This window comes from Rhodococcus spelaei, from assembly GCF_006704125.1.
Classification (GTDB): domain Bacteria; phylum Actinomycetota; class Actinomycetes; order Mycobacteriales; family Mycobacteriaceae; genus Rhodococcus_G; species Rhodococcus_G spelaei.
The window spans coordinates 163,471-181,069 of the sequence record NZ_VIGH01000007.1 but is presented as its reverse complement, the minus strand read 5'-3'; the positions used below and the strand labels follow the sequence as shown (position 1 = coordinate 181,069).

The window sequence follows — 17,599 nt, the reverse complement described above, 5'->3', positions numbered from 1 at the left end:
GTCAGCCGCCGAGGCGCCGCAGGTCGGGATAGGTGGTCAGGTCCCATCCGCCGTCCACGACCAGGCTCGCGCCGGTGATGTAGCTGGCGTCCTCGCTCGCCAGGTACAGGCACGGTCCGGCGATCTCCTCCGGGGTCGCCGCGCGAGCGGCGGGGATGCGTTCGAGGAACATCTCTTTCGCCGGCTCGTAGGCCATCACCGGTGCCACCAACGGCGTGTCCACCAGGCCCGGCAGCACCACGTTGACCCGGATGCCGTCGGGCGCCAGTTCGACGGCCGCGGTCTTGCTGAACATCACGACTCCCGCCTTGCCCGTCGAGTAGGGGCTGCCGGCGGGCATCGGTACGACGGCGTTGAGGGACGACACGTTGACGATCGCACCGCCGCGTCCGGACGCGCGGATGTGCCGGGCCTCGTGCTTGGTGCACAGGAACACGCCCTTCTGGACGAGGTCGACGGTGAAATCCCAGTCGGCCTCCTCGAGATCGACGATCGCCCCGACGCGGGATGCGCCCGCCACGTTGAAGGCGAGGTCCACCCCGCCGAACCTGGTCGCGGCCGCGTCGAGTGCGGCGGCGACCTCGGCCTCGACGGTCACGTCGGCCGGTGCGGGCAGGAAGGACTCGCCGAACTCCTCGGCCATCCGTTCCAGGGCGTCCTTGGCGACGTCGAGTCCCACGACGTTCGCGCCTTCGGCCAGCAGTCGCGCCGCGATCGCCTCGCCGATTCCGGATGCGGCTCCGGTGACCACAGCGGTCTTGCCGGCGAACCTGTCTTCGTCCATGTACGTCACTCCATTTGCTGATTCATGTAGGTGTTGTGGCACAGGGTGATTCGACTACCGGGCGCCGGAGCGGAGGAAGCTCCCGGTGCGCCGGGTCCCGAGCGCCGGTGCCGGCTCGCCGTCGCCGAACACGTACTCGCCGCCGACGAACACGGCGGTCACCGCGTCGTCGTTCCGGTTCACCATCCGGGAGAGGCCGTCGTACTCGGGGACCGGGCATTCGGCGTAGGCGTCGAGCGAGGCGTCGAGATGCGCCGGGTCGATCACCACGACGTCGGCCCGGTCGCCCTCGCGCAGGTGCCCGGCGTCGAGGTCGTACCAGTCGGCGAGCTCGCCGGTGAGCCGGTGCACGGCCTGCTCCACCGACATGAACGGCGTCCCAGCCCGTTCGGCGTCGCGGACGCGCCGCAGCAGGCGCAGGCCGAAGTTGTAGAAGGCCATGTTACGCAGGTGCGCACCCGCATCGGAGAAGCCCAGCTGGATACCGGGATCGGACGCGAACTTGTTGAGCACCTCGGGGCGGTGGTTCGAGATCGTGGTGCGCCACCTGACCTTGGTGCCGTGCTCGACGACCAGGTCGAGGAAGGCGTCCACCGGATGCACCCCGCCCCGGTCGACCCCGACCTGTCCGAAGGTCTTGCCGATCACGGACTCGTCCGGGCACTCGACGATCTCGGCGTCGAAGAAGTCGCGGTGCCAGACCCGCGGCCCGTACTTCTTGTCGTAGTCCTTGCGGAATCGGCGGCGGTAGGACTCGTCGGCCAACAGGGCGCTCCGTTGCTCGAGTTGGTTGGACAGGTCCAGCGCCGCCGCTCCGGAGCCGAACTCCTCGAAGACAGGAAGGTCGATGCCGTCGGAGTACACCTCGAACGGCACGGGCAGGTGCTGCCACCGGAAGTCGCCGCGCATCCCGTTGACGGCCCGCGCCATGGCCGGGAAGACGTGCGCCACAGCCGGTATCGCCTTGACGTCGGCGGCCGAGAGCAGGCTCACCTTCAACGGGCGGCGGAAGAGCCCCACGCTGCTCAGCGCCAACGCGACCATGGACTGCGGGCGGCCCACGTCCGGGCCGGCCTGCAATGCCCGGCCCCGGCGTCGCAGGATCGCACTGAGGCGGCGACGTTCCTGCCGAGTCGAGTACGTCGAGGGCAGGGTCCGGGACCGGCAGACCTCGCCGTCGAGCTTGTCGAACAGCAGTTCCTGCGAGGACATGCCGATGAAGCCCGCGTCGAGCGCCTCCTCGAGTTTGGCTGCCATCGCGTCGAGTTCGGCCGCGGTGGGCTTGACGTCCTTGCGGGTCGCCCGGTCCAGGCCCATCTGCGCGGCGCGGATGTCCGAATGGCCGATGAAGGAGGCGACGTTCGGGCCCAACGGCAGCGCCTCGATCGCCTCGACGTACTCGCGCGCCGAAGTCCAGTTCTTCGACTCGGTGAGCGTGTCGACCACGTGCTTGCGCGGGATGGCCTCGACCCGGCCGAACAGGTCGCCCGCGTCGGAGGGGCCGGCATGGACCGCCGACAGCGAGCAGGACCCCAGGAAGATCGTGGTGACGCCGTGTCGCACCGACTCCGTCAGGCCCGGACTCAGGATGACCTCGACGTCGTAGTGGGTGTGGATGTCGACCATGCCCGGGATGACCCACTTCCCGGCGGCGTCGACCACCTGCGGACAGTCCGACTCGTCGAGCGCCTGGGTCGACGCCGCGGCCACCCGCCCGTCACGGATGCCGAGGTTCCGGGTCTCGGATCTCGCGCCGGTGCCGTCGAACCACCGGCCGTTCTTGATGATCACGTCGTAGCTCATCGCTGACAGGTCCATTCTCGAATGTCGGTTGCGGACAGGGGGGCCATCAGAGCACCACCTTGGTGCGCATCGTCTTGCCGGTCGCGTTGCGTGGCAGGGGAGTGGTGGTGATCCGCCACCGGGCCGGGACCTTGAAGTAGGCGAGGCGTTCGCCCGCGAAGGCCCGCAGCTCCTCCTCCGTGACGGCCTCCTCCGACCGCGCGACGACCACCGCGCCCACCTCCTGGCCGAGATCGGGGTGCTCAACGCCGATCACCACGCACTCGAGAACGGCAGGGTGTTCGTCGAGGCACTGCTCGACCTCGACGGGGTACACGTTCTCGCCGCCCCGCAGGATCAGGTCGGACCGTCGCCCCGTGAGCCGGATCCGGCCGTCCTCGAGCATCCCGTAGTCGCCGGTCCGCAGCCAGCGGTCCGCGCTGATCGTGGAGGCGGTGGCCTCGGGGTTCTCCCAGTAGCCGAGCATCACGTAGGGGCTTCGCACACAGATCTCGCCCTCCACCCCGTCGGACACCTTCTCCCCGAACGGGTCCCGGACCTCCACGCTGACTCCGATGATGGGTTGGCCGAGGGTGCCGGGGAACGCCTGGAGCTCCGGCGGCGTCGCCACGGACACCGCCGTGCTGCACTCGGTCTGACCGTAGCTGTCGACCAGTGCGTTCTTCGCGAACGGCAGCGTCTCGCGGAGCCGTTCCTGGAAGGCCGGTGACGACGGCGCCGAGGCCAGAGCGAACCCGGTGAGGGACGAGAGGTCGTATCGCGACAGATCCTCGTGCTCGAGCAGGCGGTTCGCCAGCGTGGGGACGGCGCCCCAGTTGGTCACGCGTTCGCGTTCGACGAGCCGGAGCATCCGGTCCACGTCGAACGAGCCCTGGTAGATCACCACCGCGCCACCCGTGGCCAGCCTGGGAACGGCCAGATTGTGCAGGCTGGCGATGTGGAACAGCGGCGAGGTGAGCAGGTACCGCAGGTCGCTCGGCGCATCCGAGTTCGGGTCGCCGCCGGTGAACGCGGCGGCGAGCGCGTCGCTGAACCGGTGATAGTCGATGACCGCGAGCAGGTTCCGGTGCGAGTGCACGGCGCCCTTGGGTCGGCCGCTGGTCCCGCTCGTGTAGAGGATCACCGCCGGATCGTCCTCGTCCACCTCGTTGCGTGGCAGGTCGGAGCCGGCGAACTCCGCGACCAGACGGGGGACGTCCGCCTCCATGGTGAGCGCCGGTACGTCGATGCCGAGCTCGTCGAGCAGTGCAGCGCGCTTGGCATCGACGATCACGACCGTGGGCTCGGTGTGCCCGATGCCGTATTCGACCTCGCGCGGCGCCCACCAGGCGTTGAAGCCGACCGCGATCGCGCCGAGCGCCTGTGCCGCCCAGAAGGCGACGAGCCACTCGGGGGTGTTGGCTGCCAGGATGCCGATGCGGTCGCCCTTGCCGACGCCGTACCGCTCACGCAACGCCGTGGCGAGTGCGGCCGCGGCGGCCCCGTGTTCGGCGTAGCTCATCCGGCGGTCCTCGGTGACCAGGTAGTCGCGGTCGCCGAATGCGAGCGAGGCAGCCAGGACGTCGCCGAGCGCCTGGTCGCGGCCCAGCATCACCGGGATCTCGGTCCCGAGCACGTCCTCGACACCCAGTTCGAAGCGCCCGCCCGGTCCCGTCAGTCCGGCCATCACCGAGGCGATGTACGCCTGGGGGTCAACAGCTTTCGTCACTGCATTTCCTTTCGGATCGTCTTGTACCCGGTCACGGGACCAGCACCGCCCGTCCGCGGATCTTGCCCGCCTCCAGTCGGTCGAACGCCTCGCGGGCGTCGGCGAGGTCGAACCGGTCCACCTCCACGACCAGCTTTCCGGCCTGCGCCAGCGCGATCGAGTCGACGAGGTCACTTCTGGTGCCGCCGTAGGACTTCCGGACGGACGCTCCCCACGGCCAGCCCGGGCCGCCTGCCGGGTCGGCAGTCACCCCCGGCACTCCGCCGCCGAGACCGACCATCCGGTAGGCACCGTTCGGTGCCACCGACTCGACCGACATGCGGGCGGTGGGATCGATACCCACGAAGTCGAACACCGCGTCCGCGCCGCGGCCGCCGGTCAGTTCGAGGATCTGGCGCGCGGTGTCCGGACCGGATTCGAGGGTGATGTCGGCGCCGCAGCGCTTCGCCAGGTCCAGTTGGTCCCGGCCGAGGTCCACCGCGACGATCCGGGTTGCGCTGAGCGCACGCAGGATCTGCACGGCGACGTGCCCGAGCCCGCCGACGCCGATCACCACTGCGGTGGAACCGGGACGCAGGTGCTCCTTGGCGCCTCGAATGGCGTGGTAGCTGGTCAGCGCGGCATCAGCCATCGGAGCCGCCTGAAGGAAGTCCAGGTCACCGATGGGGACGAACGACCGGGCCGGGACCTTGACGTACTCGGCCATGCCGCCGTCCGGGCCGAGACCGGGGCACGGCGGCATGGCGGTCCGGCCCGCGGCGAGGCAGACGTTCTCGTTGCCGCTGACGCACTCCCGGCAGACGCCGCACGACCAGCACAGGTAGACGATCCCGCGTTCCCCGACCTGCCGCCCGTCGACCCCGCTACCGACGGACTCGACGGTGCCGGCGATCTCGTGCCCGATGGTGAGCGGTTCCTCCCGCATCTTGACCGGGAAATGCAGCAGGTGCAGATCGGAGTGGCAGATCCCGGCCGCGCCGACCCGGATCAGGAGGTCCGACGGGCCGATCTCCGGCACCGGGACCTCCCGGATCTCCAGCACGCCGGGGTCGGTCAGTTGCAGTGCCCGCATCACGCCACCGCCTCGAACGCCGCGGTGAGGTAGGCGTCGGCTCGGTCAGAGCCGATCAGCCCGGGCGCCATCTTGTTCATCGCGTACGCGAAGGTGACGCCGCGGTCGAGGTCGTTGACGACGAACGAGCCGCCGACCCCCGCCCACCAGCACACCCGGCCGTCGGGAACGGTGGGGGCCGTCTGCGCCTGCGGCAGCCCGTACCCGATGCCGAACCGCAGCGGCGTCATCAGCGCCAGGTCGAAGCCGTCGGACTGCTCCCGGAAGATGGCGTCGACGGTGCCGGGGGACAGCCATGTTCGGCCGTCGAGCAGGCCACCTCCGGAGACGATCGACTGCAGACGTGCGATCGACCGGGCGTTGCCGTGGCCGTTGACGGCGCCGATCTCGGCGCTGCGCCACGCCGGGTCCGCGGTGCGCTCGTAGTCCAGCAGCGGGCAGGTGAGCGTCTTGACCAGGATGCTGTCCTGGTCGAGGGTCGCCATGTCGAACTCCAGTGCCGGCGGCGGCACGATCGGGGCGATCCGGCCGAAATGCTCGGGGCCGGTACCGATGTGGAAGTCGGCGCCGAGCGGCCGCGCCAGCTCCTCGTCGAAGAACCGTCCGAGGGTGCGGCCGTCGATCCGGCGGATCACCTCGCCGATCAGGTGGCCGTAGTTGAGTGCGTGGTACCCGGACGCGGTGCCCGGCTCCCACCACAGCGGCTGACCGGCCAGCCGGGCCGCGGCGGACTCGTGGTCGTAGACGTCCTCGAGCTGCATCGGCGGCTCCCACCCGGAGACGCCCGACGTGTGCGCGAGCAGGTGCCGGATCTCGACGTCCGCCTTGCCGTTCGCGGCGAACTCCGGCCAGTAGTGCGCGACCTTCTCGTCCAGGTCCAGGAGGCCGCGGTCGACGAGCAGCAGCGCGCTCAGGGCAGTCATGGTCTTGGTGATGGAGAAGACGTTGACGAGAGTGTCGCGCTCCCAGGCGGTGTCGCGGGTGGTGTCGGTGTGGCCGCCCCAGATGTCCACCACCGGCTCGCCGTCCACCGTGACGCAGATCGATGCGCCGAGTTCCTCGCCCGTGGCGAGCTGTTGTTCGAGTGCCTCGCGCACCGGCTCGAAGGCCGTGTCGCAGAATCCCTGTGTCAGTGTCATGTCGAATCTCTCCCTTACGCGTTCTGCATGGCACGGGCCGGCACGGGCAGCGCGTTGCCGGCGGCCTGGGCGCGCTTTCCGCCGCTGACGATTTCCTTCTTCAGGTTCCGCACGTACGGATCGAACTCGCACTGGATGGTGTGCCGCGGCGACTTGTAGTACGGCTTGAGGTAGTACTCCTCGTCGGCGGCGAGGACGGCGCCCATCTCGCTGGGCGCCGGGGGCAGGTACTTGCCCGCGAGGTAGGCGGCGACGAGCTTGCTCTGCTGCTCGGCGAAGTTGACGAGGGTCGGCATCGGCTGCGCGAGGCCCATGAAGAACAGGTTGTCGATGTCGGGCTTCATCATCCGCTTGAACAGCGGGAAGCGGTTCTCGCTGTCGGGCAACAGGTTCGGATCGGTGAAGAAGGGGAAACTGATGTGGTAACCGGTGGCGCAGACGATCACGTCGACGTCAAGGGTGCTGCCGTCGGCGAAGCGCACCTGCTTGCCCTCCAGTGCGGTGATCGCCGGCTTGAACGCGATGTCGCCCGAGCCCGCCTTGCCGAGGAACTCGCCACTCGCCGACGGGTGCGCCTGGAAGGGCAGGTGATCGGGCTTGGGCAGGCCGTAGCCCTCCATGGTGCCGATGTTCTTGTCCAGGAAGCGCCGTTGCAGCGCCATGGACAGCGGGCGGGGTATCCACGCCGGCATCGACATCTTGTCCCCGGCCACGCCCTTGAGGTACTTCGGCAGCACCCAGACGCCGCGGCGGGCGGAGACGGTGAGCGTCTTGGCCAGGAAGCGCTGCGAGAGCTCGGAGGCGATGTCGAGGCCGGAGTTGCCCATCCCGACCACCACGACGTTCTTGCCGCGCATGTCGACAGGGTCGAACGGGTCGTTGTACTCGTGGCTGTGGATCAGGGTGCCGTCGAACTCGCCGGGGTAGTCAGGTGTCCGCGGGTCCCAGTGGTGGCCGTTGCACACGATCAGCGCGTCGTACGTGCGGGTCTCGCCGGTGGACAGCGCGACGGTCCACAGCCCGTCCGCGGCCCGCTCGGCATGCTCGACGGAGGTGTTGAAGGTGATCGACTCCCGCAGTCCGAAGTGGTCGACGTAGTCCTTGAAGTACTGGAACAGCAGCGAGTGGTGCGGAAAGTCGGGCCACTCGGCGGGGACCGGGAAGTCCTCGAAGGCGAGGCGCCATTTGGAGGTGTCGATGTGCAGGCTCTGGTAGCACGCCGACATCCCGTTCGGGTTCTTGTAGTACCAGTTGCCGCCGACCTCGTCGGAGGCCTCGAAACAGTCGAACGGGATGCCGTGGTCCTTCAGCCGTTTCGCTGTCGTGATTCCGGACGGTCCGGCGCCAATGACGCAGACCCGTGGCAGGTTCGTGGATGTCATGACGTTCTCTCTCGGAAAGTAGTTCCATGTGACCTGCGCCATAAAACAGTGTTCGCTAACGGTATGTCAAGTGAATCTTCACACCGATTGTGAGTGCCTGTTAGATCAGTGAGTGGTCGCCGGGTATCCTGGTCTGCATGGTGGAGGCGGTGCGCAAGCCGGCAGGCAACAGGCGGGGGACCCTGCGAGACGAACAGAAGCGGGCCACCCGGGCCCGACTCGTCGAGTCAGCAGGTGCGCTGTTCGCCGCGCGGGGATACGCCGCCGTCACGGTCGACGACATCGCGGCCGAGGTCGGGTGCAGTCGGGCCACCTTCTATCTGCACTTCCCCGGCAAGGTGGACATCCTGCGCACGCTCAGCGCAGAAGGCACCGTGCCGAGCACCCTCGCGATCTATCAGGACCTCGATCGCGTCCTCGACACCGGCTCGCGGACGGAGTTCACCGGCTGGATCATGCGGGCGATCGAATGGTTCCAGCAGTACCGGGCACTGCTCCGGGCGTGGGACGAAGCGACCGTGCTCGAACCCGAATTCGCGGCGATCGCCCGGGAGGGCATGCTCTCGCTGCCGAACGTGATGACGACCTACCTGGCGCGGTGGCCCGAATCGGGCCGCGACGAGGCACGACTTCGGATCGAACTCCTGTCGACTCAGATCGAGCGGTTCTTCACCCGGTGGGCGATGCAGGGCACGATCGACGTGTCGGCCGAGCGTGCCGCCGAGGTGCTGACCGACATCTGGTTCCCGGCCCTGTCGGCCCCGGCCCAGCACTGACCGGTCCCGCCGACGCGCCTCGTTCACCCTCGTCACGCGGGCCTGAGAGTATGGGGCGGTGACTACCGGAGCTTGGATCGCAATCGCGGCCGTCGTGGCCGTCCTTCTCGTCGCCCTCGTCGTGGGGGCGGTGCTGTACCGCCGACGGCAGGTCAGCCTCGCGCCGAGCGACAAGACCACGACCGAGGCGCTCGGCGAGGCCAAGGACCGCTCAGGCGGGTACAAGGCCGAGAGCGGGTTCAGCTTCAGTCAGGGCGCGACTGCGACCGCGCCGCCCAAACCGAAGCCGGAACCGGTGGCGCCGAAGGTCGTCGTCCCGCCGATCGTCGAACCGAAGGTCGTCGAGGCCGAAGCCGAGGCCGAGGCCGTAGAAGCTGAGGCCATAGAACCGGGGGTCGTCGAACCTACGGTGGCCGAGCCCGAGGTCGCCGAGACGACGGTCGTCGAGCCGGAGGTTGCCGAGCCGGAGGTTGCAGAGCCGGGGGTCGAAGCGGCTCCGGCCGCGCCGGAACCGGAGGTGCTCGCCCCCGAACCCGTGACGGAACCGGCGGTGGTCACCCCCGAGCCGGCGGCTCCGGCCGCGGCGGTGATCGAGGAGATCGCGCCGACCGCAGGCCGCCTGGACCGCCTGCGCGGCAGGCTCGCACGCTCGCAGTCTGCGGTCGGCAAGTCGCTGCTCGGACTGCTCGGCGGCGGCGACCTCGACGAGGACTCCTGGGAGGAGATCGAGGACACGCTGCTGATCGCGGACCTCGGCAGCGCGGTGACCGAACAGATCGTCACGAAGCTGCGCGCCGAGATCGCGGGCGGAAGCGTCAAGACCGAACCGCAGGCGCGCGCGCTGCTGCGGTCGGTGCTGATCGACGCCCTGCACCCCGAGATGGACCGCTCGATCAAGGCGCTGCCGCACGACGCGACCCCGGGTGTGCTGCTGGTGGTCGGTGTCAACGGCACCGGCAAGACCACCAGCACCGGCAAGCTTGCCCGAGTGCTCGTAGCGGACGGGCGTCGGGTGCTTCTGGGTGCCGCCGACACGTTCCGCGCGGCCGCCGCGGATCAGCTGCAGACCTGGGCGGAACGCGTCGGGGCGGAGGTGGTCCGCGGCAAGGAGGGCGCCGACCCCGCCGCGATCGCGTTCGACTCGGTCAGCAAGGGCATCGAGACCGGTGTCGACGTCGTCATCGTGGACACCGCGGGCCGGCTGCACACCAAGACCGGACTGATGGACGAGCTCGGCAAGGTCAAGCGGGTGGTGGAGAAGCAGGCGCCCGTGGACGAGGTGCTGCTGGTGCTCGACGCGACGATCGGGCAGAACGGGCTCGTCCAGGCGCGGGTGTTCGCCGAGGTCGTCGACATCACCGGCGTCGTGCTGACCAAGCTGGACGGCACCGCGAAGGGCGGCATCGTGTTCCAGGTGCAGCACGAACTCGGTGTCCCGGTGAAGCTGGTCGGGCTCGGTGAGGGCGCCGACGACCTTGCCCCGTTCGAACCGGAAGCCTTCGTGGACGCGCTGCTCGGCTGACGCCGCCACCGACGGTTCCCGTCCGGGAGTAACAACTGGATAACGATGCGCTGGCAGTGGGTCGCGATCGAATGACTGTCGTGTCTACTGGCCGCGTTCGATCGTGACTTACGCCACATCGAGCGACGTCGGTCGGGTTCAGTCAGACGAGAGGACGCCCGTGCGTTTCAGCGCCATCGCAGCGAGGTTCACCCGAAGGATCGTCACCACCACAGCCGCAACGGCGCTTTGTGCGGGCGTACTCGCCCCGGTCTTCGCGGCACCCGCGCAGGCCGACGACTTCGCCGGCGCCCAGGCCCGACTGAACGCCGCAGTCGCGGCCTCGGGCGGCGCCCCGCTGACCTATCAGTTCGGTCCCGACTTCCCGGTTCCGATGATCACCGCCGCGGGCCGGGCCTACGACATGCCCACAGACGCCCGCCTGGTCGTCATCGGGCGCGCCTCGCACTCCGGGCTCGTGTCGCAGCTGCTGACCGACTCCTCCGGCCGCTGCGAGGGCAACCCGAACGCCGTCACCGCCGACGGGATGCGGCAGAACTCGGAGCTCTACGGTCCCGTCGAGGCGTGGCAGCGGATGGGTTCGCCGGCGATCGCGATCAATGCCAACTTCTTCGACGTGCGCCCGCAGGCCGCGGGCACCAACTGGGCGCAGAACGGCTGCAGCTCTCCGCTGGGCGCCTACTACGACGCGCACCCGGACACGCACAGCGCCGCGTCCATCTTCGACTTGGCCAGCCGCTACTACGTCGGCAAGGAAGGCTTGAGCGACGGTGCCGGAAAGGTGTGGTCGCCGCTGTCGACCTTCGTCATCGGCGACGGGTTCCTGGGCATGCCGACCGATGCGAACTTCGATCTCCGCGACGCGGAGTCGGCGACCCTGAACAACGCGGCGGAGGCGCTGGTCAACCAGCTCGAGTTCAGTGGCAAGTCGTTCGTCGCCTTCGGCGGCCTCAAGATTCGTGGTCCGGGACCGGACTTCCAGTTCGTCGACAACCCGATCCGAAGGGCCGCGCGTACCGCGGTGGGCTTCAACACCGCGCGCGACGAGCTGTACGTCTTCCAGGGCGGCAGCAACGAATCGGACGGATTCACCATCGGCAACGTGCAGGACGCGTTCCGGGCCCTCGGCTCGGACCGCGCCGTCGTGCTCGACGGCGGCGGATCGTCGGCTCTGGTCATGAACAAGAACGCCGGAATCACCTGGGCGGGGCAGGGAATCAACGCCGGCATCGCGCCCGTCGGATCATGCGCTCAGATTCCGGGGGCGTACTGCTCGCCGGGTGCCGCGCGCCCCGTGCCGGGCTGGCTCGGACTTCGCACCGGGCGGTAGATCTGCTCGTGACGCGACGGACCGTCGGGCCCGTCGGCGGGCTTCCTCTCGCCCGTCGACGCCCGGTCGGCGCATCACGAAACCTAGAAGCAACAGAGACCCCGAATGCGTTCACTTGAGTGAAACACCACAGCGCCACGGCTGAAACACCAGCTGAGCACTCTTCTCATCAGGTCGACAGCCGCACCGGCAGGACGACAGAAGGAGGAGCTCAACGTGGAATTTCCCACTATCGGAGTGCCGGACACCGGCGACACTGCGTGGATGCTGATCAGCGCCGCGCTGGTGTTGCTGATGACCCCGGGACTCGCGTTCTTCTACGGCGGCATGGTTCGCGCGAAGAGCGTGCTGAACATGATCATGATGAGCATCGGCGCCATGGGCGTCGTCGGGGTGCTCTGGGTGCTGTACGGCTACTCGATGGCCTTCGGCGAGGACAAGGGTCACCTTGTCGGCGACCCGTTCCAGTTCTTCGGCCTCAAGGGTCTTTTCGGCGGTGAGTACCTCGCCAACGCAACCACCGGAGCCGCGGTCGCCATTCCGCTCGTCGGCACCATCCCCGCGACGGTCTTCGTGGCGTTCCAGGCGATGTTCGCGATCATCACGGTCGCGCTGATCTCCGGTGCGGTCGCCGACCGCCTGCGCTTCGGCCCCTGGCTGCTCTTCGCGGGCCTCTGGGCGACGATCGTCTACTTCCCGGTCGCGCACTGGGTGTTCTCGTTCGACGGCGTCACCGCCGAGCACGGCGGCTGGATCGCGAACAACCTCAAGGCAATCGACTTCGCCGGTGGTACCGCGGTGCACATCAACGCCGGTATCGCCGGTCTGGTACTGGCGATCGTCCTCGGCAAGCGCCGCGGCTGGCCGACCACGCCGTTCCGGCCCCACAACCTGCCGTTCGTGATGCTCGGTGCTGCACTGCTGTGGTTCGGCTGGTTCGGATTCAACGCGGGTTCGGCGGTGGGCTCCAACGGTATTGCCGGTGCCACCTTCATCACCACGGTGGTCGCGACCTGCGCCGCCATGCTGGCCTGGCTGCTGGTCGAGCGCATCCGTGACGGTCACGCCACCACACTCGGTGCCGCGTCCGGAATCGTCGCGGGCCTCGTCGCGATCACGCCCTCCTGCTCGTCGGTGAACGTGCTCGGCGCCCTCGTCATCGGCGTTGTCGCCGGCGTGCTGTGCGCACTCGCGGTCGGCCTGAAGTACCGCTTCGGGTTCGACGATTCGCTCGACGTCGTCGGCGTGCACCTGGTGGGCGGTCTGATCGGCACCCTGATGGTCGGACTCGTAGCCACGTCGGAAGCTCCCGCGGGTGTCGAAGGCCTGTTCTATGGTGGTGGCTTCGACCAGCTCTGGCGTCAGGCGGTCGGCGCGGGCGCGGTTCTGCTGTACTCGCTCGTCGGCACGACAATCATTGCCCTTATCGTGAAGTACACGATCGGACTTCGGGCGAGTGCGGAGAGTGAAGCCAGGGGTCTGGACGATACGGAACACGCTGAGAACGCATACGACTTCGTCGCAATCGGAGCGAGCACGGTGCCGAGCCGCGCGACCGTCACCGTCAGGGAGGCATGAGAAATATGAAGCTGATCACGGCAATCGTCAAGCCGTTCACCCTCGAGGACGTCAAGACCGGACTCGAGCAGGCCGGGGTGCTCGGCATGACAGTCAGCGAGGTTCAAGGGTACGGCCGGCAGAAGGGCCACACCGAGGTCTACCGCGGTGCCGAGTACTCGGTGGACTTCGTACCCAAGGTGCGAGTCGAGGTGGTCGTGGACGACGGGGCCGTCGACAAGGTCGTCGAGGTGATCGTCGAGGCCGCGCGCACGGGGAAGATCGGCGACGGCAAGGTGTGGGTCTCTCCGGTGGAGTCGGTCATCCGGGTCCGTACCGGCGAACGGGGCGCGGATGCGCTCTGACCCCACAGGGTCCGGATCAGGTGGCCCCGATCCCGCCGCGTCGTCGGCGGGGTCGGGGCCGCCCCCGTCCGGGGGTACGGTCGCCGCTGACGACCTCGTCCGGGCCCGGAAACAGTTGCTGGACGGCGGTTCCCGCACTCGCAGGCTGGACGCACCGGCTGTGCGTCAGGCACTCGTCGACCTGCACGAGTTCTGGCTGACCACCAAGGGTGCCGAACTCGGAATCAAGCCCGACAGCGGATTCGCCATCGTTGCGGTGGGCGGCCTCGGCAGGCGCGAACTGCTGCCGTACTCGGACCTCGACCTGGTGCTGCTGCACGACGACATGGCGCCCGAGATCGTCTCCGAGGTGGCGGACCGGCTCTGGTATCCGCTGTGGGACGCGCACATCAAGCTCGATCACAGTGTGCGGACGGTCCCGCAGGCGATCCAGGTCGCCTCCACCGACCTGACTGCCGCACTGGGACTGCTCGAGGCCCGCCACATCGCCGGTGACGCGGAACTGAGCAACCTGCTGATCGGCGGCGTGCGCAGGCAGTGGCGGACCGGAATCCGTTCGCGCTTCGACGAACTGATCGAGCTGACCCGCGCACGGTGGTCGCGCAGCGGCGAGATCGCGCACCGCGCCGAGCCGGACATCAAGAACGGCCGCGGCGGGCTGCGGGACGTGCAGTTGCTCGATGCGCTCGCCATCGCCCAGCTCACCGACGCGGTCCCCGGGCTCGGACCCGACACTCCCGGTGGCGGACTGGCCTTCGCGCACGACAGGCTGCTCGACGTGCGCACCGAACTGCACCGGGTGGCGGGTCGGGGCCGCGATCAGCTGCGCGCCCAGGACGCCGACGAGATCGGGGCGGCCCTGCGCATCGGGGACCGTTTCGACCTGGCCCGCATGCTCAGCGACTCCGCGCGCACCATCAGCTACTCGGTGGACGTGGGGCTCCGGACAGCGGCGAACGCGCTTCCCCGGCGCGGCCTGTCGCGGTTGCGTCGGGTGCCGGTGCGCAGGCCGCTCGACGAGGGTGTCGTGGAGCACGCGGGCGAGGTGGTGCTGGCCCGCGACGCCAAGCCGACCAAGGATCCCGGCCTGATCATGCGGGTGGCGGCGGCCGCCGCGCAGACCGGCATGCCGATGTCGGCCTCGACCCTGAGCAGGCTCTCGGACAGTGCGCCGGAGCTGCGGGAACCGTGGCCGCGGGAGGCGCTCGGGGACCTGCTGGTGGTTATCGGGTCCGGCAGTCGCACGGCCCCGGTGGTCGAGGCGCTGGACCGGACCGGTCTGTGGGGGCGGTTGCTTCCGGAGTGGGGCGCGGTGCGCGACCTCCCGCCCCGCGACGCCGTGCACACCTGGACCGTGGACCGTCACCTGGTGGAGACGGCGGCGCAGGCGAGCGCGTTCACCACCCGGGTGTCGCGGCCCGATCTGCTGGTGCTCGGTGCGCTCCTGCACGACATCGGCAAGGGACGCGGAGGCGACCACAGCGTCGTGGGCGCGGAACTGGCCACGCAGATCGGTAATCGGCTCGGCATGTGGCCGTCCGACGTCGCGCTGCTCACGGCGATGGTCCGCCACCACCTGCTGCTGCCGCAGACCGCCACCCGACGCGACCTCGACGACCCGGCCACCGTTCAACTGGTGGTGGACGCGATCGGTGGCGACCTGGTCCTGCTCGACCTGCTCGCCGCCCTGGCGGAGGCCGACTCCCTGGCGACCGGGCCCGGCGTGTGGGGCGACTGGAAATCCTCGTTGCTCGGCGAACTGGTGCGGCGTTGTCGCCTGGTGATGGCCGGCGAGCAACTGCCCGCGCCGGACCCGATCGACCCCGAACACGCCGAGCTGGCCGCAGACGGGGGAGTGCACGTGCTGTTGCGGCCCGCGGAGGGCGCGCACACCTACACGGTCACGGTGGTCGCCCCGGACACCCCGGGACTGCTGTCGGACGCCGCCGGCGTGCTGGCACTGCACTCGATGCGGGTGCTGTCCGCCTCGGTCGGCAGTCACGAGGGGTCAGCGGTGAACTCGTTCACGGTGTCGCCGCGGTTCGGCGCCCCGCCGCAGGCTGGGTTGCTCCGACAGGAGCTGATCCGGGCGATCGCGGGGGAGCTGGATCTGGTCGCGATGCTCGAGCAGAAGGAGGAGCAGGCCAACGCCGAGCAGGCGCTGGAGCTCGGCGTCGCGGGCGTGCCCGTTCAGTACGCGCAGGCACCGCCGCGCATCATCTGGTTCGACACCGCCGTCGACGGTCAGGCGATCGTGGAACTGCGCGCCGAGGACCGGCTCGGCCTGCTCTGCCGGTTGGCGGCGGCGCTCGAGCAGCACGGCGCGGACGTCCAGTGGGCGCGCGTGTCGACCCTCGGATCCTCGGTGGTCGACGCGTTCGGACTGAACCTGGGCGACACCGACACGCGGGTGACGCGCCAGGACCTCGAGGCCGCGATCCTGGCGGTGGTGCCGCAATCGCCGCCGAAGAAGGACAGTGCGGACGGGGGCGGAGCCGGTAGCGGCTAGGCTGGGGCGCAAGTAAGCACGTCCGCAGGCGGCAACTCGACCAGCCAACTCGACCAGCCAGGAGCCCGATCGGTGTTCGAATCCCTTTCCGACAGGTTGACCGGTGCCCTCAAGGACCTGCGTGGCAAGGGTCGGCTGTCCGGTGCCGACATCGACGCAACCTGCCGGGAGATCCGGCTCGCGCTCCTCGAGGCCGACGTCGCGCTGCCGGTGGTGCGGTCCTTCATCGCCAAGATCAAGGAGCGGGCGAAGGGCGCCGAGGTGTCCGGCGCCCTCAACCCGGCCCAGCAGGTCGTCAAGATCGTCAACGAGGAACTCGTCGGCATCCTCGGCGGCGAGACCCGGCGGCTGCGGTTCGCGAAGAACCCGCCGACCGTCATCATGCTCGCCGGCCTGCAGGGTTCCGGTAAGACCACCCTCGCGGGCAAGCTCGCCAAGTGGCTGACCGGGCAGGGACACACGCCGCTGCTGGTGGCCTGTGACCTGCAGCGGCCCGGTGCGGTCAGCCAGCTGCAGATCGTCGGCGAGCGGGCCGGCGCGGCGGTCTTCGCCCCGCACCCGGGTACCTCGATCGGCGGCGGCGACAACGCTCTCGGCGTCTCCGCGGCAGACCCGGTCGACGTCGCGCGTCGCGGCGTCGAGGAGGCTCGCGGCAAGCACTACGACGTGGTCATCGTCGACACCGCGGGCCGCCTCGGCATCGACGAGGAACTGATGGGCCAGGCCGCGGGCATCCGCGATGCGGTACAGCCCGACGAGGTGCTGTTCGTTCTCGACGCGATGACCGGTCAGGACGCAGTGCACACCGCGCAGGCGTTCCAGACCGGCGTCGGGTTCACCGGCGTGGTGCTCACCAAGCTCGACGGCGACGCACGCGGCGGCGCGGCGCTCAGCGTCCGGGACATCACCGGCGAGCCGATCATGTTCGCCTCCACCGGTGAGAAGCTCGAGGACTTCGACGTCTTCCACCCGGACCGGATGGCCAGCCGGATCCTCGGCATGGGCGACGTGCTCAGCCTCATCGAGCAGGCCGAGCAGGTCTTCGACGCCCAGCAGGCCGAGGCCGCCGCGCACAAGATCGGTTCAGGCCAGCTCACCCTCGAGGACTTCCTCGAGCAGATGATGGCCGTGCGCAAGATGGGTCCGATCGGCAACCTGCTGGGCATGCTGCCCGGCGCGGGCCAGATGAAGGACGCGCTCGCCAACGTCGACGAGAAGCAGCTCGACCGGGTGCAGGCGATCATCCGCGGCATGACCCCCGCCGAGCGCGAGGACCCGAAGATCATCAACGCCTCCCGCCGGCTGCGCATCGCGAACGGCTCCGGCGTCAAGGTCTCCGACGTCAACCAGCTGGTAGACCGCTTCTTCGAGGCCCGCAAGATGATGGCGGCGATGGCCGGCCGGATGGGGATGCCCGGCGCGCGGTCGAGCCAGCGCAGCAAGAAGGGCAAGAAGGGCAAGAAGGGCGGCAAGGGCCCGACCCAGCCGAAGATCCGCGGCGGCTTCCCGGGCATGCCTGCCGGGATGCCCGGCGGGTTCCCGGGGCTGCCGGCGGGGATGGACCTGTCGAAGATGCCGAAGGGCCTCGACGAGTTGCCGCCCGGACTCGAGGGCATCGACCTGTCCCAGCTGAAGCTGCCGAAGAAGTAGTC

The 17,599-nt window shown here is 69.3% G+C and carries 13 protein-coding genes; 7 read left to right on the top strand and 6 right to left on the bottom strand.

The features are described from left to right. Window position 1 precedes the first annotated feature (1 nt). The 6 genes from FK531_RS16250 to FK531_RS16225 are packed head-to-tail and all read right to left on the bottom strand — an operon-like array spanning window position 2 to window position 7,888. Entirely contained in the window at window positions 2–784 is a 783-nt protein-coding gene (locus tag FK531_RS16250; RefSeq protein ID WP_142101148.1) for an SDR family NAD(P)-dependent oxidoreductase, read from the bottom strand. 54 nt (window positions 785–838) lie between these two features. Continuing rightward, window positions 839–2,587 (bottom strand): N-acyl-D-amino-acid deacylase family protein, encoded by a 1,749-nt coding sequence (locus tag FK531_RS16245; RefSeq protein ID WP_142101146.1) that lies wholly within the window; start codon window positions 2,585–2,587, stop codon window positions 839–841. A gap of 46 nt (window positions 2,588–2,633) precedes the next feature. Beyond that, the gene (casG, locus tag FK531_RS16240; RefSeq protein ID WP_142101144.1) at window positions 2,634–4,295 is read right to left on the bottom strand and encodes a steroid-24-oyl-CoA synthetase; all 1,662 of its coding nucleotides are present in this window, start codon (window positions 4,293–4,295) and stop codon (window positions 2,634–2,636) included. Window positions 4,296–4,326: 31 nt separating this feature from the next. Beyond that, window positions 4,327–5,367 carry an NAD(P)-dependent alcohol dehydrogenase gene (locus FK531_RS16235; RefSeq protein WP_142101143.1) on the bottom strand — a complete coding sequence of 347 codons (1,041 nt, stop codon included), beginning with the start codon at window positions 5,365–5,367 and terminating at the stop codon, window positions 4,327–4,329. Next, on the bottom strand, window positions 5,367–6,506 hold the full coding sequence (locus FK531_RS16230) for a serine hydrolase domain-containing protein (RefSeq protein ID WP_142101141.1): 1,140 nt from the start codon (window positions 6,504–6,506) through the stop codon (window positions 5,367–5,369). The genes FK531_RS16235 and FK531_RS16230 overlap by 1 nt, the downstream gene beginning before the upstream one ends. Before the next feature lie 14 nt (window positions 6,507–6,520). Next, on the bottom strand, window positions 6,521–7,888 hold the full coding sequence (locus tag FK531_RS16225) for a flavin-containing monooxygenase (protein WP_142101139.1): 1,368 nt from the start codon (window positions 7,886–7,888) through the stop codon (window positions 6,521–6,523). Window positions 7,889–8,025: 137 nt separating this feature from the next. On the opposite strand from FK531_RS16225, the gene FK531_RS16220 reads away from it, so the two are divergent. The 7 genes from FK531_RS16220 to ffh all read left to right on the top strand — a co-directional run bounded on the left by FK531_RS16220 (window position 8,026) and on the right by ffh (window position 17,597). After that, entirely contained in the window at window positions 8,026–8,664 is a 639-nt protein-coding gene (locus FK531_RS16220; RefSeq protein WP_142101137.1) for a TetR/AcrR family transcriptional regulator, read from the top strand. Window positions 8,665–8,722: 58 nt separating this feature from the next. Next, entirely contained in the window at window positions 8,723–10,186 is a 1,464-nt protein-coding gene (ftsY, locus tag FK531_RS16215; protein ID WP_142101136.1) for a signal recognition particle-docking protein FtsY, read from the top strand. Between the two features lie 160 nt (window positions 10,187–10,346). Then, window positions 10,347–11,516 carry a phosphodiester glycosidase family protein gene (locus FK531_RS16210; RefSeq protein WP_142101134.1) on the top strand — a complete coding sequence of 390 codons (1,170 nt, stop codon included), beginning with the start codon at window positions 10,347–10,349 and terminating at the stop codon, window positions 11,514–11,516. A 264-nt stretch (window positions 11,517–11,780) separates the two neighbouring features. Then, entirely contained in the window at window positions 11,781–13,094 is a 1,314-nt protein-coding gene (locus tag FK531_RS16205; RefSeq protein WP_181763000.1) for an ammonium transporter, read from the top strand. Between the two features lie 5 nt (window positions 13,095–13,099). After that, window positions 13,100–13,438, top strand: a complete 339-nt coding sequence (locus FK531_RS16200; protein ID WP_142101132.1) for a P-II family nitrogen regulator — start codon at window positions 13,100–13,102, stop codon at window positions 13,436–13,438. Beyond that, on the top strand, window positions 13,428–15,947 hold the full coding sequence (locus tag FK531_RS16195) for a [protein-PII] uridylyltransferase (protein WP_142101131.1): 2,520 nt from the start codon (window positions 13,428–13,430) through the stop codon (window positions 15,945–15,947). Before FK531_RS16200 ends, FK531_RS16195 begins: the two co-directional genes overlap by 11 nt. Before the next feature lie 72 nt (window positions 15,948–16,019). Then, complete coding sequence (gene ffh, locus FK531_RS16190; protein ID WP_142101129.1) at window positions 16,020–17,597, top strand: signal recognition particle protein; 1,578 nt, start codon at window positions 16,020–16,022, stop codon at window positions 17,595–17,597. Window positions 17,598–17,599 lie beyond the last annotated feature (2 nt).

What these genes read in the sequence shown, in the direction of transcription:
- FK531_RS16250 (WP_142101148.1), bottom strand. Translation starts at nt 784, where the DNA reads ATGGACGAAGACAGGTTCGCCGGCAAGACCGCTGTGGTCACCGGAGCC.
- FK531_RS16245 (WP_142101146.1), bottom strand. Translation starts at nt 2,587, where the DNA reads ATGAGCTACGACGTGATCATCAAGAACGGCCGGTGGTTCGACGGCACC.
- FK531_RS16235 (WP_142101143.1), bottom strand. Translation starts at nt 5,367, where the DNA reads ATGCGGGCACTGCAACTGACCGACCCCGGCGTGCTGGAGATCCGGGAG.
- FK531_RS16230 (WP_142101141.1), bottom strand. Translation starts at nt 6,506, where the DNA reads ATGACACTGACACAGGGATTCTGCGACACGGCCTTCGAGCCGGTGCGC.
- FK531_RS16225 (WP_142101139.1), bottom strand. Translation starts at nt 7,888, where the DNA reads ATGACATCCACGAACCTGCCACGGGTCTGCGTCATTGGCGCCGGACCG.
- FK531_RS16220 (WP_142101137.1), top strand. Translation starts at nt 8,026, where the DNA reads ATGGTGGAGGCGGTGCGCAAGCCGGCAGGCAACAGGCGGGGGACCCTG.
- FK531_RS16205 (WP_181763000.1), top strand. Translation starts at nt 11,781, where the DNA reads ATGCTGATCAGCGCCGCGCTGGTGTTGCTGATGACCCCGGGACTCGCG.
- FK531_RS16200 (WP_142101132.1), top strand. Translation starts at nt 13,100, where the DNA reads ATGAAGCTGATCACGGCAATCGTCAAGCCGTTCACCCTCGAGGACGTC.
- FK531_RS16195 (WP_142101131.1), top strand. Translation starts at nt 13,428, where the DNA reads ATGCGCTCTGACCCCACAGGGTCCGGATCAGGTGGCCCCGATCCCGCC.